This is a genomic window from Desulfopila inferna, from assembly GCF_016919005.1.
GTDB lineage: Bacteria > Desulfobacterota > Desulfobulbia > Desulfobulbales > Desulfocapsaceae > Desulfopila_A > Desulfopila_A inferna.
Window position 1 is genome coordinate 336241 of record NZ_JAFFQE010000004.1, and the last position, 25622, is coordinate 361862.

General features: G+C 49.2%; 22 protein-coding genes. 14 read left to right on the forward strand and 8 right to left on the reverse strand.

Annotated features, from left to right (window positions below; all coding sequences use genetic code 11):
* Window positions 1-146 precede the first annotated feature (146 nt).
* The 5 genes from JWG88_RS12410 to JWG88_RS12430 form a co-directional block, all read right to left on the reverse strand.
* Window positions 147-1526: a PFL family protein gene (locus JWG88_RS12410; protein ID WP_205234090.1), complete on the reverse strand. Its 1380-nt coding sequence runs from the start codon at window positions 1524-1526 to the stop codon at window positions 147-149.
* 61 nt (window positions 1527-1587) lie between these two features.
* On the reverse strand, window positions 1588-2133 hold the full coding sequence (locus JWG88_RS12415) for a glycine cleavage system transcriptional repressor (protein ID WP_205234091.1): 546 nt from the start codon (window positions 2131-2133) through the stop codon (window positions 1588-1590).
* A 170-nt stretch (window positions 2134-2303) separates the two neighbouring features.
* Window positions 2304-2519, reverse strand: coding sequence for a hypothetical protein (locus tag JWG88_RS12420; protein WP_205234092.1), 216 nt, complete (start codon window positions 2517-2519; stop codon window positions 2304-2306).
* A gap of 129 nt (window positions 2520-2648) precedes the next feature.
* Window positions 2649-3038, reverse strand: a complete 390-nt coding sequence (locus JWG88_RS12425) for a HEAT repeat domain-containing protein (protein ID WP_205234093.1) — start codon at window positions 3036-3038, stop codon at window positions 2649-2651.
* 11 nt (window positions 3039-3049) lie between these two features.
* Window positions 3050-3679, reverse strand: coding sequence for a LysE family translocator (locus tag JWG88_RS12430; protein ID WP_205234094.1), 630 nt, complete (start codon window positions 3677-3679; stop codon window positions 3050-3052).
* Window positions 3680-4677: 998 nt separating this feature from the next.
* Here JWG88_RS12430 and JWG88_RS12435 point away from each other — a divergent pair.
* From JWG88_RS12435 to JWG88_RS12470, 8 genes are all read left to right on the forward strand, one after another.
* On the forward strand, window positions 4678-5700 hold the full coding sequence (locus JWG88_RS12435; RefSeq protein WP_205234095.1) for a 3'-5' exoribonuclease YhaM family protein: 1023 nt from the start codon (window positions 4678-4680) through the stop codon (window positions 5698-5700).
* Window positions 5701-5712: 12 nt separating this feature from the next.
* Window positions 5713-6663: a DNA polymerase III subunit delta' gene (gene holB, locus JWG88_RS12440; RefSeq protein WP_205234096.1), complete on the forward strand. Its 951-nt coding sequence runs from the start codon at window positions 5713-5715 to the stop codon at window positions 6661-6663.
* Between the two features lie 187 nt (window positions 6664-6850).
* A complete protein-coding gene (locus JWG88_RS12445) occupies window positions 6851-7741 on the forward strand; it encodes a PSP1 domain-containing protein (protein WP_205234097.1) in 891 nt (296 codons plus the stop codon).
* A 149-nt stretch (window positions 7742-7890) separates the two neighbouring features.
* Window positions 7891-9822 carry a methionine--tRNA ligase gene (metG, locus tag JWG88_RS12450; RefSeq protein WP_205234098.1) on the forward strand — a complete coding sequence of 644 codons (1932 nt, stop codon included), beginning with the start codon at window positions 7891-7893 and terminating at the stop codon, window positions 9820-9822.
* Between the two features lie 12 nt (window positions 9823-9834).
* Entirely contained in the window at window positions 9835-10125 is a 291-nt protein-coding gene (locus tag JWG88_RS12455; RefSeq protein ID WP_205234099.1) for a YggT family protein, read from the forward strand.
* Window positions 10126-10248: 123 nt separating this feature from the next.
* A complete protein-coding gene (locus JWG88_RS12460; protein ID WP_205234100.1) occupies window positions 10249-11172 on the forward strand; it encodes a DivIVA domain-containing protein in 924 nt (307 codons plus the stop codon).
* 11 nt (window positions 11173-11183) lie between these two features.
* Window positions 11184-11477 carry a DUF167 domain-containing protein gene (locus JWG88_RS12465; RefSeq protein WP_337833125.1) on the forward strand — a complete coding sequence of 98 codons (294 nt, stop codon included), beginning with the start codon at window positions 11184-11186 and terminating at the stop codon, window positions 11475-11477.
* Between the two features lie 225 nt (window positions 11478-11702).
* Entirely contained in the window at window positions 11703-12410 is a 708-nt protein-coding gene (locus tag JWG88_RS12470) for a triose-phosphate isomerase (protein ID WP_205234102.1), read from the forward strand.
* Window positions 12411-12415: 5 nt separating this feature from the next.
* Here JWG88_RS12470 and JWG88_RS12475 read toward each other — a convergent pair whose 3' ends face one another.
* The 3 genes from JWG88_RS12475 to JWG88_RS12485 all read right to left on the reverse strand — a co-directional run bounded on the left by JWG88_RS12475 (window position 12416) and on the right by JWG88_RS12485 (window position 16080).
* Window positions 12416-14098, reverse strand: coding sequence for an ABC1 kinase family protein (locus tag JWG88_RS12475; RefSeq protein ID WP_205234103.1), 1683 nt, complete (start codon window positions 14096-14098; stop codon window positions 12416-12418).
* 11 nt (window positions 14099-14109) lie between these two features.
* Window positions 14110-14997, reverse strand: a complete 888-nt coding sequence (locus tag JWG88_RS12480; RefSeq protein WP_205234104.1) for an HDOD domain-containing protein — start codon at window positions 14995-14997, stop codon at window positions 14110-14112.
* Window positions 14998-15357: 360 nt separating this feature from the next.
* Complete coding sequence (locus JWG88_RS12485; RefSeq protein ID WP_205234105.1) at window positions 15358-16080, reverse strand: hypothetical protein; 723 nt, start codon at window positions 16078-16080, stop codon at window positions 15358-15360.
* Window positions 16081-16246: 166 nt separating this feature from the next.
* Between JWG88_RS12485 and dnaG the strand changes: the two genes are divergently transcribed.
* The 6 genes from dnaG (at window position 16247) to dsrA (ending at window position 25590) form a co-directional block, all read left to right on the forward strand.
* Entirely contained in the window at window positions 16247-18067 is a 1821-nt protein-coding gene (gene dnaG, locus JWG88_RS12490) for a DNA primase (protein ID WP_205234106.1), read from the forward strand.
* Window positions 18068-18237: 170 nt separating this feature from the next.
* Window positions 18238-19890, forward strand: a complete 1653-nt coding sequence (locus tag JWG88_RS12495; protein WP_205234107.1) for a sigma-70 family RNA polymerase sigma factor — start codon at window positions 18238-18240, stop codon at window positions 19888-19890.
* 166 nt (window positions 19891-20056) lie between these two features.
* Entirely contained in the window at window positions 20057-21160 is a 1104-nt protein-coding gene (gene dprA, locus JWG88_RS12500; RefSeq protein ID WP_205234108.1) for a DNA-processing protein DprA, read from the forward strand.
* A gap of 110 nt (window positions 21161-21270) precedes the next feature.
* Complete coding sequence (rpe, locus tag JWG88_RS12505) at window positions 21271-21963, forward strand: ribulose-phosphate 3-epimerase (RefSeq protein WP_205234109.1); 693 nt, start codon at window positions 21271-21273, stop codon at window positions 21961-21963.
* Between the two features lie 443 nt (window positions 21964-22406).
* Entirely contained in the window at window positions 22407-24005 is a 1599-nt protein-coding gene (locus JWG88_RS12510; protein WP_205234110.1) for a glucose-6-phosphate isomerase, read from the forward strand.
* A 304-nt stretch (window positions 24006-24309) separates the two neighbouring features.
* The gene (gene dsrA / locus JWG88_RS12515) at window positions 24310-25590 is read left to right on the forward strand and encodes a dissimilatory-type sulfite reductase subunit alpha (RefSeq protein WP_205234111.1); all 1281 of its coding nucleotides are present in this window, start codon (window positions 24310-24312) and stop codon (window positions 25588-25590) included.
* Window positions 25591-25622 lie beyond the last annotated feature (32 nt).

The following is a 25622-nucleotide window of genomic DNA, read 5'->3' on the forward strand; positions in this document are numbered from 1 at the left end:
TACTCGTAATCAGCTGGATACAATCTTTATCGCAGAGTCCATCTTGATAACTTCGATGACTTTTTGCGGGAGCGGCTTCGGCCTTCAGGATTTTTATTCGGGCGGCCAGCAGCTTCAGCATTGAGGTCGGGCTTTTTACGACGTTATCAGTTTTTGAAGCTGTGAATCGGTGCCGGGATTCTGCCGCCCCAAGCCACGAACCGGCTCGACTTGCCGACATTGCGCACTTCCATAATGGGACTGGCGCCGAACAATCCGCCGAAACTGACGTGTTCCCCGGCTTCCTTGCCGGGCACCGGAATGAGGCGTGCCGCCGTGGTTTTGTTGTTAACCATGCCGATTGCCATCTCATCGGCAATTATTGCAGAAATGGTATCGGCATCGACGGATCCGGGAATGGCGATCATGTCCAATCCCACGGAGCAGACGCAGGTCATGGCTTCCAGTTTTTCCAGACAGAGTTCGCCTCGCCCGACCGCTTCGGCCAGTACTGCATCTTCCATCACGGGAATAAAGGCGCCGCTAAGCCCCCCCACGGATTTGCTGGCGAAGATACCACCTTTTTTTACAGCGTCGTTGAGCATGGCGACGATGGCAGTGGAGCCCGGAGCACCAATGGCATCGACCCCGAGAATATGGAGGATTTCACCGACGCTGTCGCCGACTGTTGGAGTAGGGGCCAGCGAGAGATCGACGACGCCGAACTCGATCCCCAGCTCTCTGGAGACCTGTCTGCCGACGAGTTCTCCGCAGCGGGTCACCCTGAAGGTCGTCTGTTTGATTTCTTCGGCAATGTCGTCGAGAAGCAGATTTGTCGCGCCCTTGTTGGCAATGAGCCGCTCCAGAGAACGGGCGATAACGCCGGGGCCGCTGACTCCGACGTTAAGAACGGCGTCGGCTTCACCAGTTCCATGAATAGCTCCGGCCATGAAGGGATTGTCTCCCGGCTGATTGCAGAACACTACAAATTTTGCCGCCCCAAAACCGTCTGCGTCACGGGTTCCCTCGGCCAGATCCTTGACGGTCTGTCCAACCATGGCCAGGGCATCCATGTTGATCCCCTTGCGGCTGCTGGCGATATTGATGGAGGCGCATACCTTGTCTGTGATCGCCAGTGCTTCCGGAATAGAGAGGATGTACTCTCTGTCGGATTCGGTGAGGCCCTTTTCCACCTGGGCTGAAAATCCGCCGAGAATATCAACACCCGCCGCTCCCGCCGCCCTCTCCAGAGATAATGCCAGCTCGATAAAACCGCCACGGTTGAAACCGGCGCCGACCAGGGCTATGGGAGTGACGGAGATGCGCTTGTTGACCACCGGAATGCCCAATTTCCTGCCGATCCTGTCGCAAGTGGGTACAAAATCCTGGGCCAGCAACCTGATTTTCTTTTCAATATTCGCACAGGTCGTGGTGACGTCACCGCTTCGGCAGTCGAGGAGGTTGATGCCCATGGTGACCGTACGCACATCGAGGTTTTCCTTCTGTATCATTTCAACTGTTGCAAGGATCTGATCCGAACGTAACATCTACATCCTCCTGATAAGTGAGACCGGTAAAGCTGTAAAAAGTATCGTGCTGGTAAGTGTCTTAGACCAAGGTCACTTCATGGGTCACCCTGAATATATCGTAGTGCTGCATCATGACATGCAGCCCGGCTTCCTCGGCGTAACGGTCTAGCTCCTCCCGCATATCCTTGATGGATTCGATCTCACTGAGGTCAAGCTGCAGGACCATGGTGTATTTGCCGTCTGTGAGGGTCGTCGATAAATCGAGGATGTTGATGTTTCGTGCATAGCAGAAGGAGCTGATGCCGAAGACCAAACCGCTTTGATTTTTCCCTTGAGCCGTGACGATGTATGTTTTTGGAGGCAAAGAGGTCTGGCAGACTTCAATAGGTGAAGTCATCAGTTTGACGATGACGTCAAACTTGTTCTCCGCTTTGATATGGGAGAGTTTGGCGATGACATCCTCCGGGGTAACGGCCTCGTCAAAAGTGGCGATCAGGATCATGGTCAGATAGCCGCAGAGAATAGACTGTTCGAGATTGGCCAGATCGCCGTTGAGCTCAAATATCGCTCCGGTAACGTCGGCTATTATTCCGGGTCTGTCTTTAGACATAACAGATACAATCATCTGTCTCTCCATACTGTGCTTCTCCTTTATCTTTGCGGTGTTGAAGAGTTGAAGGTAAAAAGAACGGCATTATAATCACGCTCTGTGATACTTGTAAACAACAATAGCGATCATTGGCGGGGAAATTAGCTGGTAGGCGGTGGGATGAGGGATGAAGACTTTCTTGCCGATCAGCGGGCAAAAGGGAACTGTCGCTTTGCCACGGTCGCCTGCGCTTTCCTTCCATCCAGCATTTTTCTAAGAATATTCAGCTCGGCTTGTGCATGTCTGAGTTCTTCCTTGATTTTTTCCTTATCCTCATAGTCCGCATTCTTCAGCTGTTCTTCAAGCTTATACACTTTGCTTTGGCTTTTGTATACTTCCTGGGCGATGGCTCGTATGGACATGGTACCTCTTTTAGTACCTTGCAGCTTGTTTTCTTGTTTTTTTTGCAGAAAACAAGCTGTCTAAAGGTTCTTGCCAGCTCAGCTGGGTTAAAATATTTTCCTAGAAACCTGTCTGCCGGTGCAGCCTGATCAGTATTCGGCCAGAGCCAGTTCCACCATTTCCCTTACCTGGGAATTATCATCGTTTTTCATTTTCATTATAAGCTCTTTGGCCTCTGCGGTCCCGATTATTCCCAGGATTCCAACGGCTTCTCCTCTGATCAGCGGCGAAGTACTGTCGAGGGCGTGGCAAAGAGAAGGAATTGCCCGGGCGATCAATTCTCTGCCGGTGGCTTGAAGATCTTCAAAGACGATGGTGAGTCCCAGACGAACGTTGAATCTTTCATCCTGCAGCAACTCTCCTGTCCAGGATAAATAGCGGGGCTCTCTTCTAAACATGGCCGCGATATTGTCTGCATGGCCCATTTCGAGAAAATCGCCGATCACCTTCTTGAGCTCGGTGTCGCTGACGTCATTCATAGCGGGGATCCTTATGAGCTGAGGCCGAGACCGATACCCGAACCGATAAACAGTGAGGCGAAGATACGGCTCATTATTATTTGCGTCCTGCTATTCCGCCTTCCGGCCCCGCTTCCGGCACTTAACCGCGCATAGACGGAGAGGCAGATAAAAGAATAGGTCATGAAGGTCACCACCAGGATGGCGAACTGAGGCACAAGGGCAAAGTTATGATCGATAAATTGCGGAAAAAGTGCTGTGGTGAAAGCTATGGCCTTGGGATTACTGAGAGCGACCATCAGTCCCTGGCTGTACATCTTTATGCCGCTTGCTCTTTTTGCAGCAGAGCTCTTCCACCCATATGCCACGGGGGTCGCGAAACCCCGTTTCCATAGTCTGATTCCGAGATAGATGAGGTAGAGTGCGCCCGCTCCTTTGATAATGGTAAAGGCCGTGGCTGAGTAGAGAACCAGGGCACCGACCCCCAGAACCGAGAGCAGCGACATTATGAAGAGGCCGCTTATGTTGCCGAGAATGGTATAGATTGTGCGTTGGCGGCCACAACTGATACTGTGGGTGGCGACCAGCAGAACGGCAGGGCCCGGAGTTATGGTAGCCACCAGCGCAATTGATGAAAAAAGGAGCCAGCTTTCCAGGTCCATCGGCAACTCTCTTTAAAAAAATTATTCAGAACTTGATGGACTCGCAAGAACAGTCAATTCCGGGAACCTTCAATGACTTTTACGAGATCAATATACCTTCCCTATAGCTTACTAATACACCACCTCAGAGGAAAAATCATCCAACTCCTCGGGAAATTTTCAGCGGTCCTCTCATTTGATGAATTTAGCCTTAGAAATGTCCGTTAATCGGATGAGCTGAACTCTCCTACTCGATCCTTTCCCTGATAATTTTGCAGATCGGTTGATTGTTCCATGGAGACTGTTATTTTTGATGCCGGGCAGGTGTCAACAGTTAACCGAATACATTTTCTGTTACGAAAAGGTATGTGAGTGGGGAAGTCTGTTTCAGGAAGAAAGAAGCGGTTAAACGGGCTTGTTCCATATTTTTTTGGCGCAGTAAAGCCAGCGATGCTTGAATAGTGTCAGGCATAAAATTGTAAGTTGACTAAATGTCAATAACATAACTCATTCAGGTTTCGATATATGAAAAAATAAAATGGAATAACTTATTGATAGACATTAATGTCAACAAAACATCGTGGACATTGTACTGAAAAAAATATTCCAGCAAAATAGCCAGCCGCGGCAAAGATAAATATGGAAATAGAAGTTATAGATTGTTAGATGTGTCAATTGCGAGATGATTTCTGACAATATACCAGAGTGTCGAAGCATTCATAAATAAGTCTAGAACGAAAGGACCCATACTTGACAATAGTGCAGCGACGTATCAGTATTGTTGGGGATATAGCCCTCTTCGTTTCTCTGGAAGGGGAATCTGTTGAAAAAAAAGGGCATTTTTGGTAGCTGCAGAGTATATTACAGGACTTTGACTCCGGCTGGATTGAATCGCGAATGGAGCCGGGCTTCTTGAGCAGGATATAAGTGCCCGGGTTTTGACGGCCTACATTTCTTTTCAAGGTGCCCGAACCGGCGAAGGGAGTAGTATCGACAAAGAGCACTTATGGAAATATTCAATGAGGAAAATTAAATATATAGATAGTCTGCAGGAAGGGGAGAGAATCGAAGACATATTTCTGGTAAAATCCTCGAGGCTGGCGGAGACCCGGGCGGGTAAGGCCTATCTCCTTCTTGACTTGACGGATAAGAGCGGAGAAATTGGCGGTCCGGTCTGGGACAATGCTGAAGAGATTGCTGAAATCTGCCGGACAGGCTGCTTCATTCGCCTCAAGGGACAGGTACAGTCCTATCGCGATAAACTGCAGCTTCGCATTGAAGATGTTGCTGCCGTCGCCAAAGAGGATATCTCGCTGACGGATTTTGTTCCGGCCACCAACCTGGATCTGGAGGAGATGTCCCGGCAAATCCAGAAAACTGTAGCCTCTGTTGACAATAGCTGGGTGCGGAAACTGCTTAACAGGTTTTTTAAAAAAGGCGATATCTGGGAGAAATTTCAGACGGCGCCGGCAGCTAAAGGCATCCATCATGCCTATGCCGGCGGATTGATGGAACACTGTCTGTCCATGGCCAAGGTAGCCGACATGCTGGCGGCTCATTATCCCGGAGTAGACAGATCAATTTTACTGGCCGGCGTGCTGCTTCATGATATCGGTAAAATCATGGAACTGAAGGAGCAGGTGGGGCTGGTGGACTATACTTCCCCCGGAAGGCTGAAGGGTCATCTGGTGATGGGCAGCGAAATGGTGGCACAGGAAGCAGCCAAAATCAACGATTTTCCCGAAGAGTTGCTCCTCCAGATTCAACATCTTATCCTCAGTCACCACGGTAGGCTGGAGTTCGGCTCGCCGGCCGTTCCCATGACTCCGGAGGCCTTTGTGTTAAGTTTTATCGACGATCTTGATTCTAAAATGAACCTCATCGAGCAACTGCGTCGAAAGCGGAAGGACAAGGGAGTGCAGTGGACCGAATATCAGAGATCGCTGGAAAGGTTTCTCTTCCTTGGTCCGCTTGATGAGCAGGAAGCCGGGCAGGAGAAGAACGATGCCGTACAACAGCACATTCAAAAAACGCTTTTTTAGGGCGGAATTATTGTGAACTCCCCGTTTACAGAGCTTCTTGGACAGCAGAGGGCCAAATCGCTACTTGGCAGGTCGCTCTCTTCCGGCAGAATCGGCCATGCCTACCTTTTCAGGGGGCCGGACGGTGTGGGCAAGAAACTTTTTGCCGAGGCCATGGCCAAAGCACTGAATTGCCGGACATCGGGCCCTGCAGAATCTTGTGGTCACTGCCTTTCCTGCAGGAAATTTCTTTCAGGAAATCATCCTGATTACACTGTTGAATCCCCTGAAAAGGGATCCATAAAGATTGAGCGGGTGCGGCAGCTGTGCAAGTCGCTCTCCTACCCCCCCTACGAGTCGGAAAGACGCATTGTCGTCATCGAGGATATTCACACAATGCGGGCCGAGGCTGCCAATAATCTGCTCAAGACGCTGGAAGAGCCTCCGCCGGGCAATGTTCTGATTCTGACTGCGGAAGCTTCGAAGAATATATTGCCGACTATCAGCTCCCGATGTCAGATAATACCTTTTTTCCCGCTCAGCTCTGCAGAGACCATGTCCATTCTGCAGAATGGATCGCATCTGGATGAAGAACAGAGCTCTCTTCTGGCAAGGCTCTCCGAGGGCAGCCCCGGGCAGGCGCTTCTGCTCCACCACGCCAATGTGCTGGAGACCTGGAGGAAAGTTGAGGAGGTTTTGGATGATCCGAAGTTCAGGGAAGACCGGTACGGTGGCCTTATTTTAGATGTAGCCCGGCAGATGGCGGAATTGAAGGAAAATCTCTTGCCGCTGCTTGGTCTGTTGCGCATTCGGTTGCGGGATCTTCTGGTTTCCCGTCTGGATAAAGGTGAGAAAGGGGCCGGGCGAGCCGGGCCTATGACTCTATTCTCTAAATTGCAGGCGATAGACAGGGCGGAGCAGGAACTTGCCCGGAACTGCAATCGTTCATTGGTGTGCGAAATTCTACTATTTCGGTTACAATAATTCATTGACAATTTTGTGAACACTGAAAACATATGATGGCTGATGGAAGGTCATCGGGTCAGGCTTGTAACGTTTATGTCATTTCGGCTTTTTGACTGATGATATACTGAGCAGACGCAAGGTATTTCGGCGCCCTCGGTAGAGCTTTCCCCATCATTTTATAATATATTGAGAAAAGGTAGTATTGATGTCTGAAACAGAACACCGACCGGACCTCCTCCCCGATGATCTTGAGGAAGCGAAGGTTTATTACAGGATCCGCTTTCGCAGAAACTCTCAGGAGTTTACTGCGGAAGCAACTATTGCCGGATTATCGCGGGATGACCTGATCATGGTTAAAACCGACCATGGACTGGAACCGGCGCTGATCATCGGTACGGCCCCATCATGCAGTTGCTCTAAAGGAAAACGCGGCGCCAGTTACTGCATTGCAAGATACCTGACCGATGAAGAGATTGACAGATTCGCCAATCTTCCGGCGGCCGAAGATCATGCCTTCAAGGTTTGCTCCGCTCAGATAGCTAAGCATTCACTTGATATGAGCCTGGTCAAGGTGGAAAAGTTCTTTAACGGCAGCAAGATGATATTCTATTTTACTGCTGATAACAGGGTTGATTTCCGGGAACTGGTCAAGGACCTGGTGCAGGAATTCCGCACTCGGGTGGAAATGAGGCAGGTCGGCGTACGTCACGAGACGAAGATGATCGGTGGCCTGGGAACCTGTGGAAGGGAGCTCTGCTGTTCCTCGTTTATGAAGAAATTTGATTCTGTTTCCATAAAAATGGCAAAAGAGCAGGATCTTCCACTTAATCCTTCCAAAATATCAGGAGTCTGCAATAGATTGCTGTGCTGCCTTACCTATGAGTTTGCTACCTATCATGAGCAGCGAAAAAAAATGCCCAAGGTCGGCAGCAGAGTTAAGATGGACGGCGTGGATTATAAGGTAAAACGGCAGATCCCCCTGCAGCAACTTGTGGTCGTTGTCTCGCAGAGCGGAGAGGAGCTTGTTCTGGAAGAACAGAAGTGGCTTGCTTTGGAAAAGGTGAAGGGTGCTGGTTCGGCAAAGAAGAAAAAATAACCAGTGATTTAAGCTCCGGGAAATTTTGGTCCCCTGCCTTGCAGGCCTTGCCAAGAACCTGCAACGCGCGGGTGATCGGGCGTTTCCCCAAGCCCCATTGGTAGCAGAGAAAAAGGGAATGTTCCCGGCCCAAATAAACAAAACATATCATGACAGCATATATTACAACCCCGATTTACTATGTTAATGCGCAGCCTCATTTAGGCCATGCCTATACCACCATAGTCGCCGATACCTACAGCAGATACCGCAGGCTCTGCGGAGATACCGTCCGTTTCCAGACTGGAACCGATGAACACGGGGATAAAATTGTAGAGGCGGCTGAGAAGGAAAACAAGCAGCCTCAGGAATATGTCGATGCCGTAAGCGCAATGTTCAGGCAAACCTGGGAGTTGTTGAAGATATCGCCAGATAATTTTATTAGAACCACCGATCCTGTGCATATTCGTACGGTTCAGCACATTTTGCAGAAGGTATATGAGCAAGGTGATATCTATTTCGATGAATATTCCGGACTCTACTGCAAGGGGTGCGAAAGGTTTCTCACCGAAAAAGAGCTGGTGGACGGCAACTGCCCTGACCACCAGACCGCGCCCCGTGAGATAACTGAGCAGAATTATTTCTTCAGGATGTCCAAATATCAGCAGCAGCTGATCGACCATATCCAGGAAAACCCGGAGTTTATTACACCGGAAAGATATCGCAACGAAGTCCTCTCCTTCCTCAGCGAGCCGCTCGAAGATCTTTGCATTTCGAGGCCGACCAGCAGGTTGACATGGGGAATTCCCTTGCCCTTTGACCGGGATTTCGTTACCTATGTCTGGTTTGATGCGCTGATCAACTATCTTACCGGAATAGGTTATCCCGACGGAGAGGATTTTCAGCAATACTGGGAGGTGGCCGAACATCTGATCGCCAAGGATATACTGAAGCCCCATGCCATATACTGGCCCACTATGCTGATGGCCATAGGCCTGAAACCCTATGCCAAACTTCATGTTCACGGTTACTGGAACGTCGATGATACCAAAATGTCAAAAAGCATCGGCAATGTCATCCGGCCCGCAGAGTTGGTTGAGCAGTACGGTCGTGATGAGCTTCGCTATTTTGTTCTGCGGGAAATGTCCTTCGGCCTCGATTCCTCTTTCGGACATGATGCCGTTATCGCCCGGAAGAATTCCGACCTGGCCAATGACCTCGGCAATCTTTTCAGCCGGTCCCTGGCCATGCTCCACAAATACTGCGGCGGCGTTGCCCCTTCACCCGGAGGACAGAGAGAGCCATCCGACATCCTGCTCATTGAAACAGCGGAACACATGCTTGCGGATTATCGCAAATATATGCAGATATTCCAGTTCCACAAAGGGCTGCAGGCCGTCTGGGAACTTGTCAGCCAGGCTAATAAGTTTATTGTTGTCAACGAACCGTGGGCGCTCGCCAAGGATGAAACGAAAAGAGTAAGGCTTGATACCGTACTCTATAATCTGCTTGAATCTCTGCGTCTTCTGGCACTGACCATTTCTCCGGTGATGCCGGAGACCGCTGAAAAGATGGTGCGTGGGCTGGGGCTGCAGGAAAAAACGGATCTTACCCTGAGCCTGACTTCCGGCGGCAGGTGGGGACTCTTTCCCGCCGGAGTCAGCATGGCTCAGACAGCTCCGCTTTTTCCCAGAGTTGATGTGGGCGAAAAAATAAAAAAAACGGATTCGTCAAAGGCAGGGCCTGAAACGAAAAAAACGGCTGAGGAGGGACTGATAACCTTTGAGCAGTTTAAAAAGACCGAACTCAGGGTTGCTGAAATCATCTCCGCCGAAGCAGTTGAAAAATCAGATAAATTGATGCTGCTCACCGTGCAGGCACACGAGCAGCGTACCATCGTCGCCGGAATTGCTGAACATTACAGTCCGGATGAGCTCATCGGTATGCAGGTAATTCTTGTTGCCAATATGAAGCCTGCCAGAATTATGGGATTGCGGTCGGAGGGCATGCTCCTTGCCGCAAAATCAGTGGAAAATGGCAGGGAACGCCTGGTCCTGACGACAGTGAGCGCTCCGGTGCCAAATGGCAGCAGTGTCGCCTAAGAGGAGAAGAATATGTTTGTGGCGCAGAATTTTCTAATGGCCATCGCCCAATTGATTGATTTTGTTTTAACGGCCTATGTCTGGATTATAATAGGAAGAGCTATTATTTCCTGGGTAAACGCCGATCCCTATAACCCGATAGTGAGGTTTCTCTATGAGGCGACCGAACCGCTGCTTGGAAGAATTCGGCGAGTGTTGCCGATTAGCGTAGGAGGAATAGATTTCTCTCCGTTGATTCTCATTATGGCAATAATGTTTTTGCAGAGTTTCCTTGTCCCTACTCTCAAGCAACTCGCAATGTAATCTGCTGTACGGCATGAAGTCATCTTTAAAGTCCAGCCAAGCAGCACTGAAGGACTTTCTGGAAAATAGATTTCTTGTAAGAAAGTGAACTTTCAAGACACTACTACTTAATGGAGCATTGTCATGGCTATTACTCCCCAGGCTATCAAGGATCAAGAGTTTCAGGTAAAATTCAGAGGGTATGACACTGTCGAGGTAAAGGCCTACCTGGAGCTTATTGCAGAAGAGTTCTTTGAGCTGCTCGAGCAGGTTCGTCAGCAGATTGATGAGCTTGACGTTATCGTTGAAGAGAGGGATGTCCTGCAGGCTGATAAGAGGAAGCTGCAGGAGGAGATAGCCTCAACCCGCGGCAGTTCGGAAGTGATTCGATCGGAGGTTGCCGAGCGGGATAGTGAAATGGCCGCACTGCGTGACGAGATAGAGAAACTCAAAAAAGAAATAGCTATTCTGGAAAAAGAAAACAGCGGCAAAGACTATGAAATCGCTGAAGCGCAGACCCGGATCAAGCAGAGAGAGCAGGCTGTCCAGGTGGAAAAGAACAGAAACGACAAGCTGGCTGTTAAACTTGAGGACATGGAGAAACAAAATGAAATGCTGCGTAGCGAGGAAATTGATTTCAAGTCCACTCTGGTAGCCGCGCAGAAATTCACCAATGATCTGAAAATGAAAAGCGAGCAGGAGGCCCAGGCGATTATCAACAAGGCCAAGGCAGATGCCGAGCAGCTCAGACAGGAGACATTTACCGAACTGGCAAGTTATCCTGCTGAAATAGACAGGCTCAAAAAAATGAGAAACAGGGTGCGGGAAGATCTTGAGGAAGTTTTGAAGTTATGTCTTGAGAACCTGGATATTTTTACGGAAGAGGACAGCGCCGATGACTACGGCGAACTTTTCCAGAAAATCAAGCTGAACAACACCAATCTCGAAGGTGTCGATCTCGATGCCATCAGCATGAACTTCGATCTGCCCGGAACGGAAGAAAATAGAACCGATGATATCTTTTCCATGAAGGATGAGATGGGTGAAAACAGAGATAACCGTGATTGAGTGAGTGACAGGTGTTTATTAGCGCCTCAGGAAATAACAGGTTTGCGCTGAAGATAATCGTGCAGCCTAAAGCCCGCAAGACCGGAATCGTAGGGCTGCACGACGGTATGCTCAAGCTGGCAGTGGCTTCACCGCCGGTGGATGGAAAGGCAAACAGAGAGGTTGTCGCATTTCTTGCGGATTTATTTGAGCTGAAAAAAAAGGAAGTTATTATTCTTCGTGGTGAACATTCACGCAAGAAAACCTGTCTTCTGGGTGATCTTGATGCAGATAAAATCAGAAAAAAAATAACGCCATATTTATAACCTGGCGAATGTGTCGTATTTCTACTAACCCAGCCGAGCCTGATAAGTTCCTGGCTATAGGGCCGATCACGGATTTAAATACATTTTCGATTGCTTATTTTTATGACGGATTCTCAGGAGTAAGCCAATAAAAAAAGGAGCGGAAAGACTGCGTCCTGTATATCGAACTATTTACCCGCCATCTTAGAGTGTCGTGGCAACTTTTTGCAAAATTAAGGAGTTACTATGGGTGAAAAACGTTTTGTCATCGGCAACTGGAAGTCGTATAAACGTTTTGAAGAGGCGAAGATCTGGCTCGATGGTTTTGCCGGACTCTATACGCCGCACGATGATGTGCGGGTAATTATAGCGCCGAATTTTCTCTGTCTCGAAAAAACCGGAGAGTATCTGCGATCACTTGATTTGAAAAACGTGTCCTTGGCCGCCCAGGATGTGTCACCTTTTCCCAAGGGGCCATATACCGGCGCAATAGCAGCTGATCTGCTCAAAGGGACGGCGGAATATGTGATTGTCGGCCATTCGGAGAGGAGACGATATTTTCACGAGACCTCTCAGGATGTCGGCAACAAGGTGAGTGAAACCATTGATGCCGGGCTCACGCCGATCGTTTGTGTCGATCAGCCCTATGCCATGTCTCAGCTGACCTCCTTAAACGATATTGAGACCGACTCGGTGATAATCGCCTATGGCCCGGTGGAATCTCTGAATTTCAGGATTCCGCAGACGCCGGAGAAGATCAAAGAGGCCGCCGAGTTCATCTCGCAGGTGCATCCCAAATGGCCTATTGTCTACGGCGGTGCCCTCAATCCCGATATCGTCGACGAGTATGCGAATATCAAGGGAATAGCTGGACTCTTTGTCGGTTCGGCAAGTCTTGAAGCACAGTCGTTTCATACCATTCTCAAGGCCGTCTGCCACACAATGAATAAGTGATGCTGCTACCTTCTCTTTTTGGGGAGAAGAATGGAGACGACGAAGCCGAAGGAGTAAGCGCCGGCAAGGACCAGGCCGATAAGCCCTATGGTCCGCAGAAAACCGTGCTCCTGTGAGATATGATCGGCCAGGATGAGTATGGATGATCCCACGATGAGTGCCGATATGATCATGGCCAATCCCATGACCCGGCTGGCCAGGTCTATTTTTTCAGCCAGATTTTCAATGCGTTTCAGTTCAAGGTTGAGGGTAAAGCTGCTGCGGCGGATTTGATCCAGAAAGTGCTGGAGATCAAAAGGTATGCCCTCCAGCAGTTCCAGGTAGCTCCCCGCTGCCTTCATCATTCTGTCCCGGATGGCGCTGTAGCTGTATCGGCGTGAGACCACCTTGCGTATCTGCGGTTCGACATGGCCAAGGACATCAAAGGTCGGATCAAAATATTCAGCGACGCTTTCGATGACGGTCAGAGCTTTGGTGAGCAGGAGAAGCTCACCCGGGCACTGGATATGAAAGCGCTGCAGTAGAGCGAAAAAATCTTTCAATAAAGTACTGATGTCGACTCGTTGCAGGTTGCTTTCCTGCACCTGACTTACCAGATGTTGCAGTTCCGAGCGGAAATCGCGGCTTGCGGTAATGGCGGGATCGGCGTCGGTCAGCTCGACAACGACCCTGCTGAGTTTGTCGAGATTCCCGCGGATGATGCCGGCTACCAGATCGATGAGCAGATCTGTGGTCTTTTTATCCAGCTGACCGGTCATGCCGCAGTCGATGAAGCAGAGCTTGTTTTCCGGCAACAAAAAAATATTGCCCGGGTGGGGGTCGGCGTGAAAAAAGCCGAACTCAAGACATTGTTTGAAAACCGCGTCAGTTCCCTTGGCCACGATATCCCTGCGCTCTGCCGCACCCAATTGATCGGGAGAGATGGTGGAAAGCCTCCGGCCTTTAATTTCCTCCAGAGTGAGGACATTGCGGGTGCTTGCTTCCCAATACACTAAGGGAAAGCTGATATTTTCATCATCTTCAAAATAGCGGCGCAGTCTGTCAGTGGCCTGGCCTTCATAGATGAGATTGACCTCTTTGAGAATCTCGCGGGAGAATTCTTTGGCCACCAGCATCGGACTGTAGCCGAGATTGGAAAAATACTGTTCGACCAGTTGCGCCAGACTCTGCAGAAGGCCCATGTCCTCCTCGACAATCTGACGGTTGCCGGGACGAATAACCTTGATGACCACATCCTTGCCGCTTATGAGCCTGGCTTTGTGAACCTGCGCCATGGATGCAGCGGCAAGGGGTTCCTCGCTGATAGAGGAAAACAGGAGTTCGAGCCTGCCGGCAAATTCAACGGTGAGCACATTTTGAATCTCTTCGTAGGACACCGGAGTGCAACGATCCTGGAGTTTTTTAAATTCCTCGGCCCACTCGGGTGGAATCAGGTCCGGCCGGGTTGAGAGGATCTGACCAAGCTTGATGAAAGTCGGCCCAAGTTCCTCCAGGACCCTGCGTATGCGTATGGATCTCGGCAGAGCTTTTTCGTGTATTTCACCGGCATCTTCTTTCTTTACGTCAAAGATTCGTGAAAGCCCGGTATCGACGATAACACCGCGGAAACCGAATTTTGTAAGAACGGAAAGAATTTCTGCCAGTCTTTTGGTATTTTGAATGGTCCTTTTCAGAGAATGGATTTTCATTTACGCGCTGTTCAGGAAGTGAAAATAGAGAGGATGGCGGTATCCCTTTCCCGGCTTATTCGCAGGAGATCGAACCAGATTTGAATCTCTTCACTGCTGCATGGAAGTTCAAGCTCATGCCAGATATCGAAAATGTCAGCCTGCATATTGAGGATCAGCGTCCTGTGGGCAGTGGACGAAGATCCCCATGGGGCATGGAAGATGTGCGCGATGACGTCGGCTATCTGAATTGCCGAGGAAAACAATTGCATCTTGCCCGTTTCGCCCGGCCTGTGATGAAAGCCTACCGAATTCAGGAGCCTGGGTGGAAAGAGCCAGCGTTTCAGAATCCTGTGGGCCACCTCATCGTGGCTGATAAAAAAGAGTTCTCTTTCGTTGTCGCAGCTCTGCAGCCAGTTTTCTTCCGAGTTTCTGAGTAAATGGGAATAAATATTTGGGAAGGTAATCAGCATGGCAAGTTTGCCGATATCATGAATCAGGCCGGCGATAAACATCTCGCTGGGGGACAGTCCAACACGTTCGGCAATGATTTTTGCGGCCAGTCCGCAGGTAAAAGAGTGGGACCAGAATTGTTCGATGCTCTGTTTGTTGCTGCTCTGGAGTTCTTTGAAAGAGTTGAAGACTGCTTTTCCCAGAACAATATTTTTAATTTCATCAAAACCCAGCACCATAACGGCTTTTTCAACAGTGGAGACCTGTCGAGGCAGGCCGAAAAATGCGGAGTTGGCGATTTTCAGAAGAGCAGCGCACATTGATTGATCGGGAAGAATAGCTATCATCAGATCATTGGCGGAGCTTTCCGGATCGCCGGTTACCTTCAGCACATTGGAGACAGTTGCCGGCAGAGAAGGAAAAGAATTGATCCGGCTGTAGATTGCATCAAGGTGAGCCTGCGACATAGAGGTGTCTTCACTTTATGGGGAAGTTTATCCGTATTTTTGTTTTTCAAGATCTTCCTCCCAGTATACCCTTTTCTTTGACGACATCAATGTGTTTAAGCACACCAGTGAGACGAATTGTTAGCGGCGTTATCGGCAAATTCCGTCAGAATATTCTTTGAGGGCATGATTTTTTTAAGAAATACCGGAGGCTGAACTCATTCGGAATAATTATGTCATCCTGGCCGGCATGATGGAGCAGAAAGGTGCTCTCCCTTTCAGAATGATCAGAGAACCGGTATCTTCGGAAAGCTTTCAGGAAAGTCAGTGAGGTTTCCCTGCATTCGCAAGAAATTGAGCGGATGGCTCCCTCGGAGGATGTCAGCTGGGCTTGGACTTCAGTTCCCGGAGGTCCAGCAGAGGCTGCTGTTTGCCTGCTTCTTCTGCCAGATTTTTCAGCTTTTTGCGGATGGATTTCCGTGGCGGAATCGCCGGTATATCGATAAGCAGTTCATGCACGGGCGGAGGTGGATGTATCCGCATCTTTTCCTCGAGTTTTCTGCGCGATTCTTCAATGCCGGCAATTGAACCATTCGAGGTAGAATTTCCATCAAGGCCGCGGAGAAAATCGAGAATGGTATGGATGTCATTTTTCTGGTAGAACAGCTTTATCTGCGCACATATTGTGGCATGGTCTTCATCAAGCTCCCGGTATGATTTCCTATAGTCGAGAATGTGTTTTTCGGCGCCCTCGTAGGCGTCAAATAACACATTCTGCAGACACCCCTTTCTGGTAAGTCCTCTGCAGCGCCGGCTGGAGAAAATTTTTTCTTTATCCGGAGGTGAATTTGTGAAAGAATCGAGAAACAGCCCGTGAGGCAGACCGGTGATCTCGAAAAACTCATCGATAAGGCTTTTTCGGCAAAGCAGGGAGTAGATGCAGAGGAGGTCGTGACCGAGAGTTTCTTGTAATGCGGTGGAGACCATCTGGATCTGATGAAGATAGTTCTCGGTATCTTCCTCTATAATTTTACGGAAGCCGAAATATCTTTCTGCAATCTCTTTTTTTACCTCGAGGGCAAAAATATTTTCTATGCTATCCATCTACCTGTTTTTCTGGAAAATTGAGGTTCGGCGGTCATGCCTTTCCCTGTTTTATCAGTGAACGGGGCAGGTAACTGTATTATGATATTGAATATCGGCAAATCGTCGTTATGTTTTGTCAGGTGAAAAGAGAAAGAGCATGTCATGACATTTATAAGGTACGGTTATGGGATTTATTGAAACACGTCAGGACATCACTGCGTCCGTCAAGGAACAGGCCGATATCGTTAAAATTATAGGTGAATATGTCGAACTGAAGCGAAGCGGAATTCGCTATCTGGGATGCTGCCCCTTTCATAACGAAAAGACTCCTTCATTTTCGGTGCATGGGCCTCAGCAGTTTTATCATTGTTTCGGCTGTCATGAGTCCGGCGATGTTTTTTCATTCCTGATGAAGTATCACAATTACGATTTTCCCACAGCCCTGAAATATCTTGCCGATAAGTTTAATATTGCACTTCCTCGGAAAAAAGTCACCAGAAAGGAAAAAGAAAGAGAGGAAAAACTTCAGCGGATGTACGATGTCACGGAGAAGGCCGCACGTATATATAGACAGCAACTCCACGACGAGAAGGAGGATGGTGCCGCCCGGCTATATCTGCGAGAAAGGGAAATCCCTGAGGATATCCAGTCCCTTTTTCAAATAGGATATGCTCCGGCCAAGGAGGCGGCCGGCTGGAATTTTCTGGAGACCCGGCTGTCCTCGGCCGAAGCTGAAATAGCCGAGCAGGTAGGCCTTCTGGCCCGAGGCGAGAAAGGTGGGCGCTATGACAGGTTCAGAGACAGAATTCTTTTTCCTATTTTTGATGCCAAGGGCAGGATCATAGGTTTTGGCGGCCGCATAGTCGGGCAGGGGCAGCCCAAGTATATGAACTCTCCGGAAAGTCCTATTTACAACAAAAGCAGAAATTTACTCGGTCTCTATCAACAGAGAGAGGAAATCCGACGAAGTAGAAAAGCGATTATCGTCGAGGGAAACTTCGATCTGATATCTCTGGTTACCCATGGCTGCACCAACGTTGTTGCCCCGTTGGGAACAGCGCTCACCGCTTCCCAGATTCGCCTGTTGAGCAGATACAGCGAGGAGATGATTCTGCTGTTTGACGGAGATGAGGCAGGGGTCAAGGCGGCGGTGAGGGCGGCCCCGTATTTTCTGGCGGAGAAAGTTCATGCCAGGGTGGCGCTGCTTCCACCGGGCCACGATCCTGATACATTTGTGCGACAAAAAGGCCTGGATGCTTTGCAGGCTCTTCTTGCAGGAGCCGGGGATCTCTCCGAATTTCTGGTGGAACACCTTATACAGCAACATGGTCTCACTCTTGAAGGGAAAAGCAGGATAGCTGAGGAGATAAAACCATTGGTCACTGCGGCCCACTCTCCATTGCAGCGTTCGGTCATCATTGCCCATTTTGCCGATAGATTAGGGGTTGACCCGCAAAGACTTGAAGAATCAGTGAGTTCGGAGGAAAATGGAGCTCAGCGGATGAAGGAAGTGGCGCGGCCTCAACAGGAAAGAGAGGAAATCAGACTGCAGCCCCTCTCTCCTGCACAAAAAAGGCTAGCTGAATTTATGGTTATGAATCCACGCTACTTCAAGGAGCTTGAAGAGAAGAATCTGCGCGAAACACTGCGAGGGGGAGTTGGAGAGATACTTTTTCTACAGATCAAAATGATGACGGCAGCAAACTCCGAAGTGCAGCCGGAAGAGATTTTTTCGGCCTTGCCTGAAGGCCCCGAGAGAAATATCGTGGCAGATATGCTCTTTAATGCCTCCCGCTCCGATTTTATCGGCAGCGCTGCTGACCAGGCGGAGGAGGAACTGCAGGAGTTGCTTGAGTGGCTGGATGGGCAGAATCAACGTAATCTTTCCAGGAGCTTGACTTTACAGATAGAACAGGCGCAAAAAGAAAATGATTTTGTCGCCCTGGAAAAGCTGTTACTGCAAAAACAAACCATTGAGAGGGAGATGAGAGGATACGGAGAATAGGTGATGGAATATGTCGAAAGGATGTTTTTGTGCAGATTTTTAAGTGTTTATTGCGCATTAAATAAATTTTGATATACTGTTTCAGTAGTTGTGTTGGCAGGATTGCCACCAAATTCTACTCAAATTTACAAACCTGAAGGCATTGCCGTTTCGAGGTAAAGGGGAAGAATATGGGTCTTGAAACTCAGGACAGCATAAACGAAATTGATCAGGATTATGAAGAATCCGAGGAAATATCTGAGGAGGATTCAGATGTTGATGATTTAACAGGCATATTTTCCCCGGAAGAAGAAGATGTTGTATTTCTTCCAGAAGATGTGTCTGAAAATCGCCGTTCCAAGGAAAAAGACCGCCGTCGCGGTTCTTCTGGAGACCGCAGAAGGGGAGACCGGCGCCGATTATCCAGAAGTTATGAAAAAGAGGGGAAGCATTCGGTGGATCCGATGAATATTTACCTGCGTGAGATGGGTTCGCTCACACTGCTGAGTCACGAAGAAGAACTCAAGCTCGCCAAAAAGATGGAAGACGGGAAGAGAAGGATACAGAATGCTGTTTTTTCTACATCTCTTGCTATTCCGGCAATCAGGCAGATAGCGGATGAGCTGGAAACGGGAAAAAAGAAGGTACACCAGGTGATTAATGGTGTTCCCGAAAATCAACCATCCCTTGTCGCCAGAGAAAGGAAGGAGTTTTTCAAGGCAGTGAAAGCCGCTCTGAAGCTTGATGAGAAGCGGGAGCTCCTGCGCAAGCAGCTTATTTCCATGCATCCCGTAGAGTTGCGGGAAGTTGAGGAGATAAATAAAGCAATTGTTAATATCGGCAGGGAGATAGCGGCGCATTTTGAGAAAAAGATTATCTGCTCACCCTGTGTCAATGCCGTTGCCTCAGGTCTCGAAGAGCTTTCAAGAAGATTCAGATATGTTCTCATGGAAATATTGCGGGAATATAAAATTCGCGCAGCGGATGCGGGTGGAGACATAAATCCGGAGGCTCTGGAGACAAAGGTCAACCTGCAGTTTCTCGAGGAGTCCTGCGTCACCAACCAGACTCTGAAAGAGCTTCTCTATGAGATCGAAGAGGGGCGCCAGATGAGCAAAGAGGCGAAAGAAGCGCTGGTGCGCGCCAATCTGCGTCTGGTAATATCAGTATCGAAAAAATTCGTCAACAGGGGCCTGCAGTTTGCCGACCTGATCCAGGAAGGCAATATTGGACTGATGAAGGCTGTCGAAAAATTTGATTACCATCGCGGCTATAAATTCAGCACCTATGCCACTTGGTGGATTCGCCAGTCCATTACCCGCGGGATTGCCGATCAGGGCAGGACAATCCGGCTTCCGGTTCATATGATTGAAACGATAAACAGACTGCTCAGGGTTTCCAAGGACTTTATGCTCGAAGAGCATCGCGAACCGACTCCTGAAGAAATGGCAGAGCAGCTCGGCACCGAAGTCGCCAAGGTTAAATCCGCCTTAAAGATCGCCAAGGACGCCATTTCCCTGGATACACCGGTTGGAGATGACGGGGAAACCTTCCTTGGTGACTTCATTGAGGACAGCGGCAAGCTGAGTCCGCATGAAGCTACGATGGTGACCAGCCTGCGTGAATGTCTGAAATATGTCATGTCTTCTCTTTCTCCGCGAGAGGCAAAGGTTTTACGAATGCGCTACGGCATAGACGTGGATTGCGATCATACGCTGGAGGAGGTTGGTAAATGCTTTGCCGTAACCCGGGAACGAATACGGCAGATTGAAGCGCAGGCAATCCAGAAATTGAAGCATCCCTCACGAATCGAAGAACTGCGGGTTTTTATGGTTGATCACTAGTTTCCTGGCGCCCTGCCCTGGTATCTTCTTTAATTGTCCATGTTTTGCATGAGTATTTTATCCCAAGGTACTTATGCATTTAGACGGGCGTGACGATAGACTCCGACGGAAATTACAGCTATTCAATTTCCACCGGGTTTGAATCCTTAAACGAAATCCACCGAAAATGGAAGAAACCGTTGACTGGATGGTACTGAGTCAGATTCCCGGGATAGGTTTAGGTAGTTTCTGGTCTCTTGTTGAGCATTTTGGCAGTCCCTCCGAGGTGCTGCAGCGTTCCCCGTCGCAGTTGCAGGCTGGAGTGAGGATAAGGAAAAACCGTTTTCAGAGCTTTAGTGAGAAAGACATCATCCGTGACCGGTGTCTCAAACAGGCCGCGGATCTCGAAAAACTCGGTGGAAAGTGTCTCTCCTTTGCAGATCCCAGATACCCCGATAATCTCAGACAGATCAGCGACCCGCCGCCAGTACTCTATATTCTGGGAGATCATAATGTGCTGCAAAGCTGCTGTGTCGCCATTGTCGGTTCACGGGCGTCAACCAGCTACGGTAGCCGAACCGCCTTCAACCTTGCGAGGAAATTGGCGGCCCGCGGAGTATCAATTGTTTCCGGACTGGCTCTGGGTATCGATGCAGAGGCACATCGCGGAACACTCGCCGCCGAGGGCAAGACCATAGCTGTGCTTGGCTGCGGTCTTGATGTGGTCTATCCAAGGCAGAATGCCAAACTTTTTGAAGAAATCACGGAAAAAGGGCTGATAATCAGTGAATATCCTCAGGGTACTACCCCCGGAGGCTTTCGTTTTCCTGCACGAAATCGTATAATAGCGGGAATAAGCAGGGGGGTGGTTGTGGTTGAGGCCGCCAAGAAATCAGGTTCTCTCATAACCGCTCAGCTTGCCATCGATGAAGGCCGCGAGGTCTATGCCGTTCCCGGACAGGTTGATTCCTATAAGAGTGAGGGAACGCACTGGCTTTTGCAGCAGGGCGCCACACTTGTTCAATCGGAAAATGATATCCTCGAAGACCTTGGCCTTGCCGGCATCGCCCTGCAGAGCGACAACGAACCTTACGGTAAAGCAATACCTTCTTCTCTCGAGGAAAAGGCGAAGGCGCTTCTTCGCTGTCTCGACAGTTATGCCCTGCCCAGGGACGATCTTGTGCAGAAATCCGGACTGGAGATTTCCGAGATTAGTGAATATCTGCTGGTGTTGGAGCTTGAAGGGCTTATCGAAGTTCTGCCCGGAAATGAAATACGCCGAATTTCCTGAAATGAAATATCAACTGCAGAAAAGTGGCGTGTTTTTAAAGTATTCTTGAGATCCTATGAAATCGCGGCCCTGACTGACGAGGTAAGAAACAACTACAAAAGGAAAATAACATGCAAGATATTACCATAGCTCCCTCAATACTGTCTGCCGATTTCGCCAACCTGGGCAGTGAAGTCCGTGCTGTCGACAAAGCCGGAGCCGACGTCATTCACATCGACGTCATGGACGGCCATTTTGTACCGAATATCACCATAGGACCTCTGGTGGTTGAAGCAGTGCGCAGAGTGACCGACAAGCCTCTTGATGTTCATCTGATGATTGCCGACGCCGACCGCTACATAGATCTTTTTGCGGAAGCCGGTGCTGACTGGATCACTGTCCACGTAGAGGCGTGTCCACATCTGCACAGGACTGTCACCAGGATAAAGGAACTGGGTAAAAAGGCCGGCGTCGTCCTCAACCCGGCAACTCCTCTTAGTGCAGTAGATTATATTCTGGAGGAAGTCGATCTGGTAATGCTGATGAGCGTCAATCCCGGATATGGCGGCCAGTCCTTTATTCCCTCGGCGCTGGAGAAGACCTGGCAGTTGCGAACCCGCATCGAAACCCTTGATCTTGACGTTGGTATTGAGATCGACGGCGGAGTAGCCCGGGAAAACATAAGTATGATTGCTGAGGCCGGTGCCAATATATTTGTGGCCGGATCGACTGTTTATGGCAGTGACGATTATACCGACATAATAGCTGATCTCAGAAGTTTAGCAACCGATGGCAAAGCCAGACGCAAGCGAAGCGTTTCCTGATATCCTTGCCCGCAACTAACCAATGCAGCCGGCGGTTCATTCCGTCCCGGTTGCTTCAGGTTGCACGTGCCCGAGAACACCACTCCTTCAATCGCTGCATTGCCATGTTTCAGTGAGTATGCTTTATTGATTTATGGTACTTCGAAAAAATGTGGTATCCTGTCAAGATCAAAGCATACCAGGTAAATTGCTACCGCAGAGCCCGGCTCGGCGACTTCAATGAATTCTTAAGACATCATCTGAATTGATTACCACTCTAACTCAGGGAAAGATGTTTGTTTTATCTGATGATTTTTCATGATATATGAAAATATCTTCGATTATCGAACCCAACTCACGGATTAAAAAATATCTTCGGTTTCTTATTTTTTTGCATCCCTCAAGAGGGCACAGAAATGAGCGGCAGTTTTTCAGGAGTAGGGCACTAAAAAATGGAGGCGGACATGAAAAAACGTATTGCCTATCGAGAAAGCGACGCCCATCGAAAACTCGAGAAATTAAAATTATCTCCTTTTGATCTGTCTGAGATAAATCACGAAGAACGCCACTCACGCCTGCACCGCTATATCGCTGAATCACAGCACTTCTCCCTGTATTACTGGCCGCAGCGCGTTGATGAAGAAATTTTGGACGTCCTTCAGGAACTGGCTGATCAATGTGATCTTATCGGTCAATACAAAGAGATGAAAGCAGGTGCTGTAATGAATGCCGTAGAAGGCGTGGAAAGCGAGGCAAGGCCGGCACTTCATACAGCCTGCAGGGATATATTTGCGAAACAGCCATACTGTCAGGAGGCAACAGATCAGGCCGCAGCCGAGCTTGACAAACTCAGAACTTTTCTCGAAGAACTTGGCGCCGGCACCATTCGCAATGAGAACGGTGAAAGTTTTCATTCCTTGATTCATGTCGGCATCGGTGGATCAGACCTGGGTCCCCGCTCAGTGTATGAGGCATTAAAGCCTTTCGGCAGTGGTGATCGTCAGGTTTTTTTTATATCCAACGTCGATCCGGATGATACTGCGGCGATTTTAAAAAAAGTCGATCTGCGCCGGAGTCTTGTCAATATTGTCTCAAAAAGCGGAACGACTCTGGAAACTTTGACCAATGAGGAGTTGGTAAGGCAGGCGTTTTTGACCGCGGGCCTCGATCCAGCCCGGCATTTTCTGGCAGTCACAGGTCAAGGCAGCCCCATGGACAATCCAGCAAAATACCTGCGAACCTTTTATATGTTCGATTATATCGGAGGACGATACAGTTCTACCTCAATGGTGGGCCTGGTAATGCTCGGTTTTTATTTGGGTTACGGGCAAATTATTGAGTTTCTTCGGGGGGCTTCGATAGTAGACTATGAAGCCGAAGAGAGTAATATCCGCAACAACCCGGCTTTGTTGCTGGCCTTGCTCGGACTCTGGAATCACAGCTACCTGAATATGGCAACTCTGGCAGTCCTCCCCTATAGCCAGGCACTACACCGGTTCCCTGCACATTTGCAGCAGTGCGACATGGAAAGCAATGGGAAATCTCTCGGCAGGGATGGCGAATGGGTAAAGTATCCAACCGGACCCGTGGTATGGGGTGAGCCAGGAACCAACGGGCAGCATGCCTTTTATCAGCTTCTGCATCAGGGCACCGAGATAGTTCCCTGCGAATTCATCGGTTTTCGCAAATCGCAATATAGTTACGATGCCGTTGTACAGGAGACACTGTCACAGCAGAAGCTGGTGGCAAATCTGCTGGCGCAGTCGGTGGCCCTTGCCTGTGGACGGAAGAGTGATAACCCCAATAAGTATTTTCCCGGAAACAGACCGAATAGTGTTCTCCTCGCAGAAAGGCTGACCCCGGAGATAATGGGTGCTCTTCTGGCCCTCTATGAAGCCAAAATCGTCTTCCAGGGTTTCGCCTGGAACATCAACTCGTTTGATCAGGAGGGCGTGCAACTGGGTAAGGTCCTTGCCGACAGGTTCCTGGAGGCCATGATTGACCCCGAAGGCGAAGAGGAAGACTTCGAGAAGAGCTTTCTGAAGACCGCGGGAATAGTATAGTTTTTGGGGCGAGAGAGAGTGAATAGCTGTTCATTTTATGGATCTGCTGAGTACTGTTTTTTGTTGACAAAATCATTATACAGAGATATTCTCAGCTGCTGAATGATTATTCACTGGTTGAGTGTTTCGGAGTGTTTTGAGGCTGCGGAGGTTGTCGGCGAAACGCTGTTAGGACAGGCAGGTGACTGCTGTTTTATTTGATGGCAGCTCTCCCCTCTCACCCGTCGGTTACGAAACGAAATCCGTCAATAAATATTTAATTTGGTAAGGTTGCAGTATAAACAGAAATTCAAAGGAGGAAATCATGGCAAAACATGAGACGCCCTTGTTGGATCAGTTGGAGACAGGCCCATGGCCGAGCTTCGTGACCGACATTAAAAAGCAGGCTGAAACCAAGCCTGAGTGTTGGGATATTCTAGGTATTTTAGAATTATCTTACAAAGAAAGAATCACCCACTGGAAACATGGCGGCATCGTCGGCGTTTTCGGCTATGGTGGTGGTATCGTCGGTCGTTATGCAGATGTTCCGGAGCAGTTTCCAGGTGTTGAGCATTTCCATACCGTTCGTGTTGCACAGCCTGCATCCAAATACTACTCCACTGAGAATCTGCGAGGATTGATGAATTTGTGGGAGAAGCACGGCTCCGGCATGACAAACTTCCATGGCTCTACCGGTGATATCATTCTTCTCGGTACCCGTACGGAAAATCTTGAGCCCTTCTTCTGGGATCTGACCCATGAAATGGGACAGGATCTTGGCGGTTCCGGATCAAACCTGCGTACTCCCGCAAACTGTCTGGGAGAGTCACGCTGTGAATGGTCCTGCTATGATACGGAAGAGGTCTGTCATCATCTGACCATGCACTATCAGGATGAGATTCACCGTCCGGCCTTCCCATACAAGTTCAAATTCAAATTTTCCGGTTGTCCAAACGACTGTGTTGCCTCTATCGCCCGTTCCGACATCTCCGTAATCGGTACCTGGAGAGATGAGATCCGCATTGATCAGGCCGCCGTAAAAGAGTATGTTGCCGGAAATTACCCGGCAAACGGTGGTGCTCACAGTGATAGAGACTGGGGTGCCTTTGATCTGCAGAAAGAAGTTGTCGACCTGTGTCCCACCGAGTGTATGTGGATAGAAGGCGACGAGCTGAAGATTGACGACAAAGAATGCACCCGCTGCATGCACTGCATTAACGTCTTGCCCCGTGCGCTGCGTCCCGGTCTTGATAAGGGCGCAACCATACTTGTTGGCGCCAAGGCACCGATTCTCGATGGAGCACAGTTTGCAACTCTGATGGTTCCCTTCATGAAAATCGAAAAAGAAAATGAATTCGAAGAGCTCATTGATTTTATCGAGAAGGTATGGGACTATTGGATGGAAGAAGGAAAGAACCGCGAGCGTGTTGGTGAAACCATGCAGCGTGTCGGCCTTCCGACCTTTGTCAAGGTTATGGAGCTCGAACCGATTCCACAGATGATCAAGGAACCTCGTTCCAACCCATATGTTTTCTGGAATGAAGAAGAGGTAGAAGGTGGATTTGCTCGGGATATCGATGAATTCCGGGCGAAGCACCAGGCGTAATAGAGCAATTGAACTAATTTATTTGAATAAAA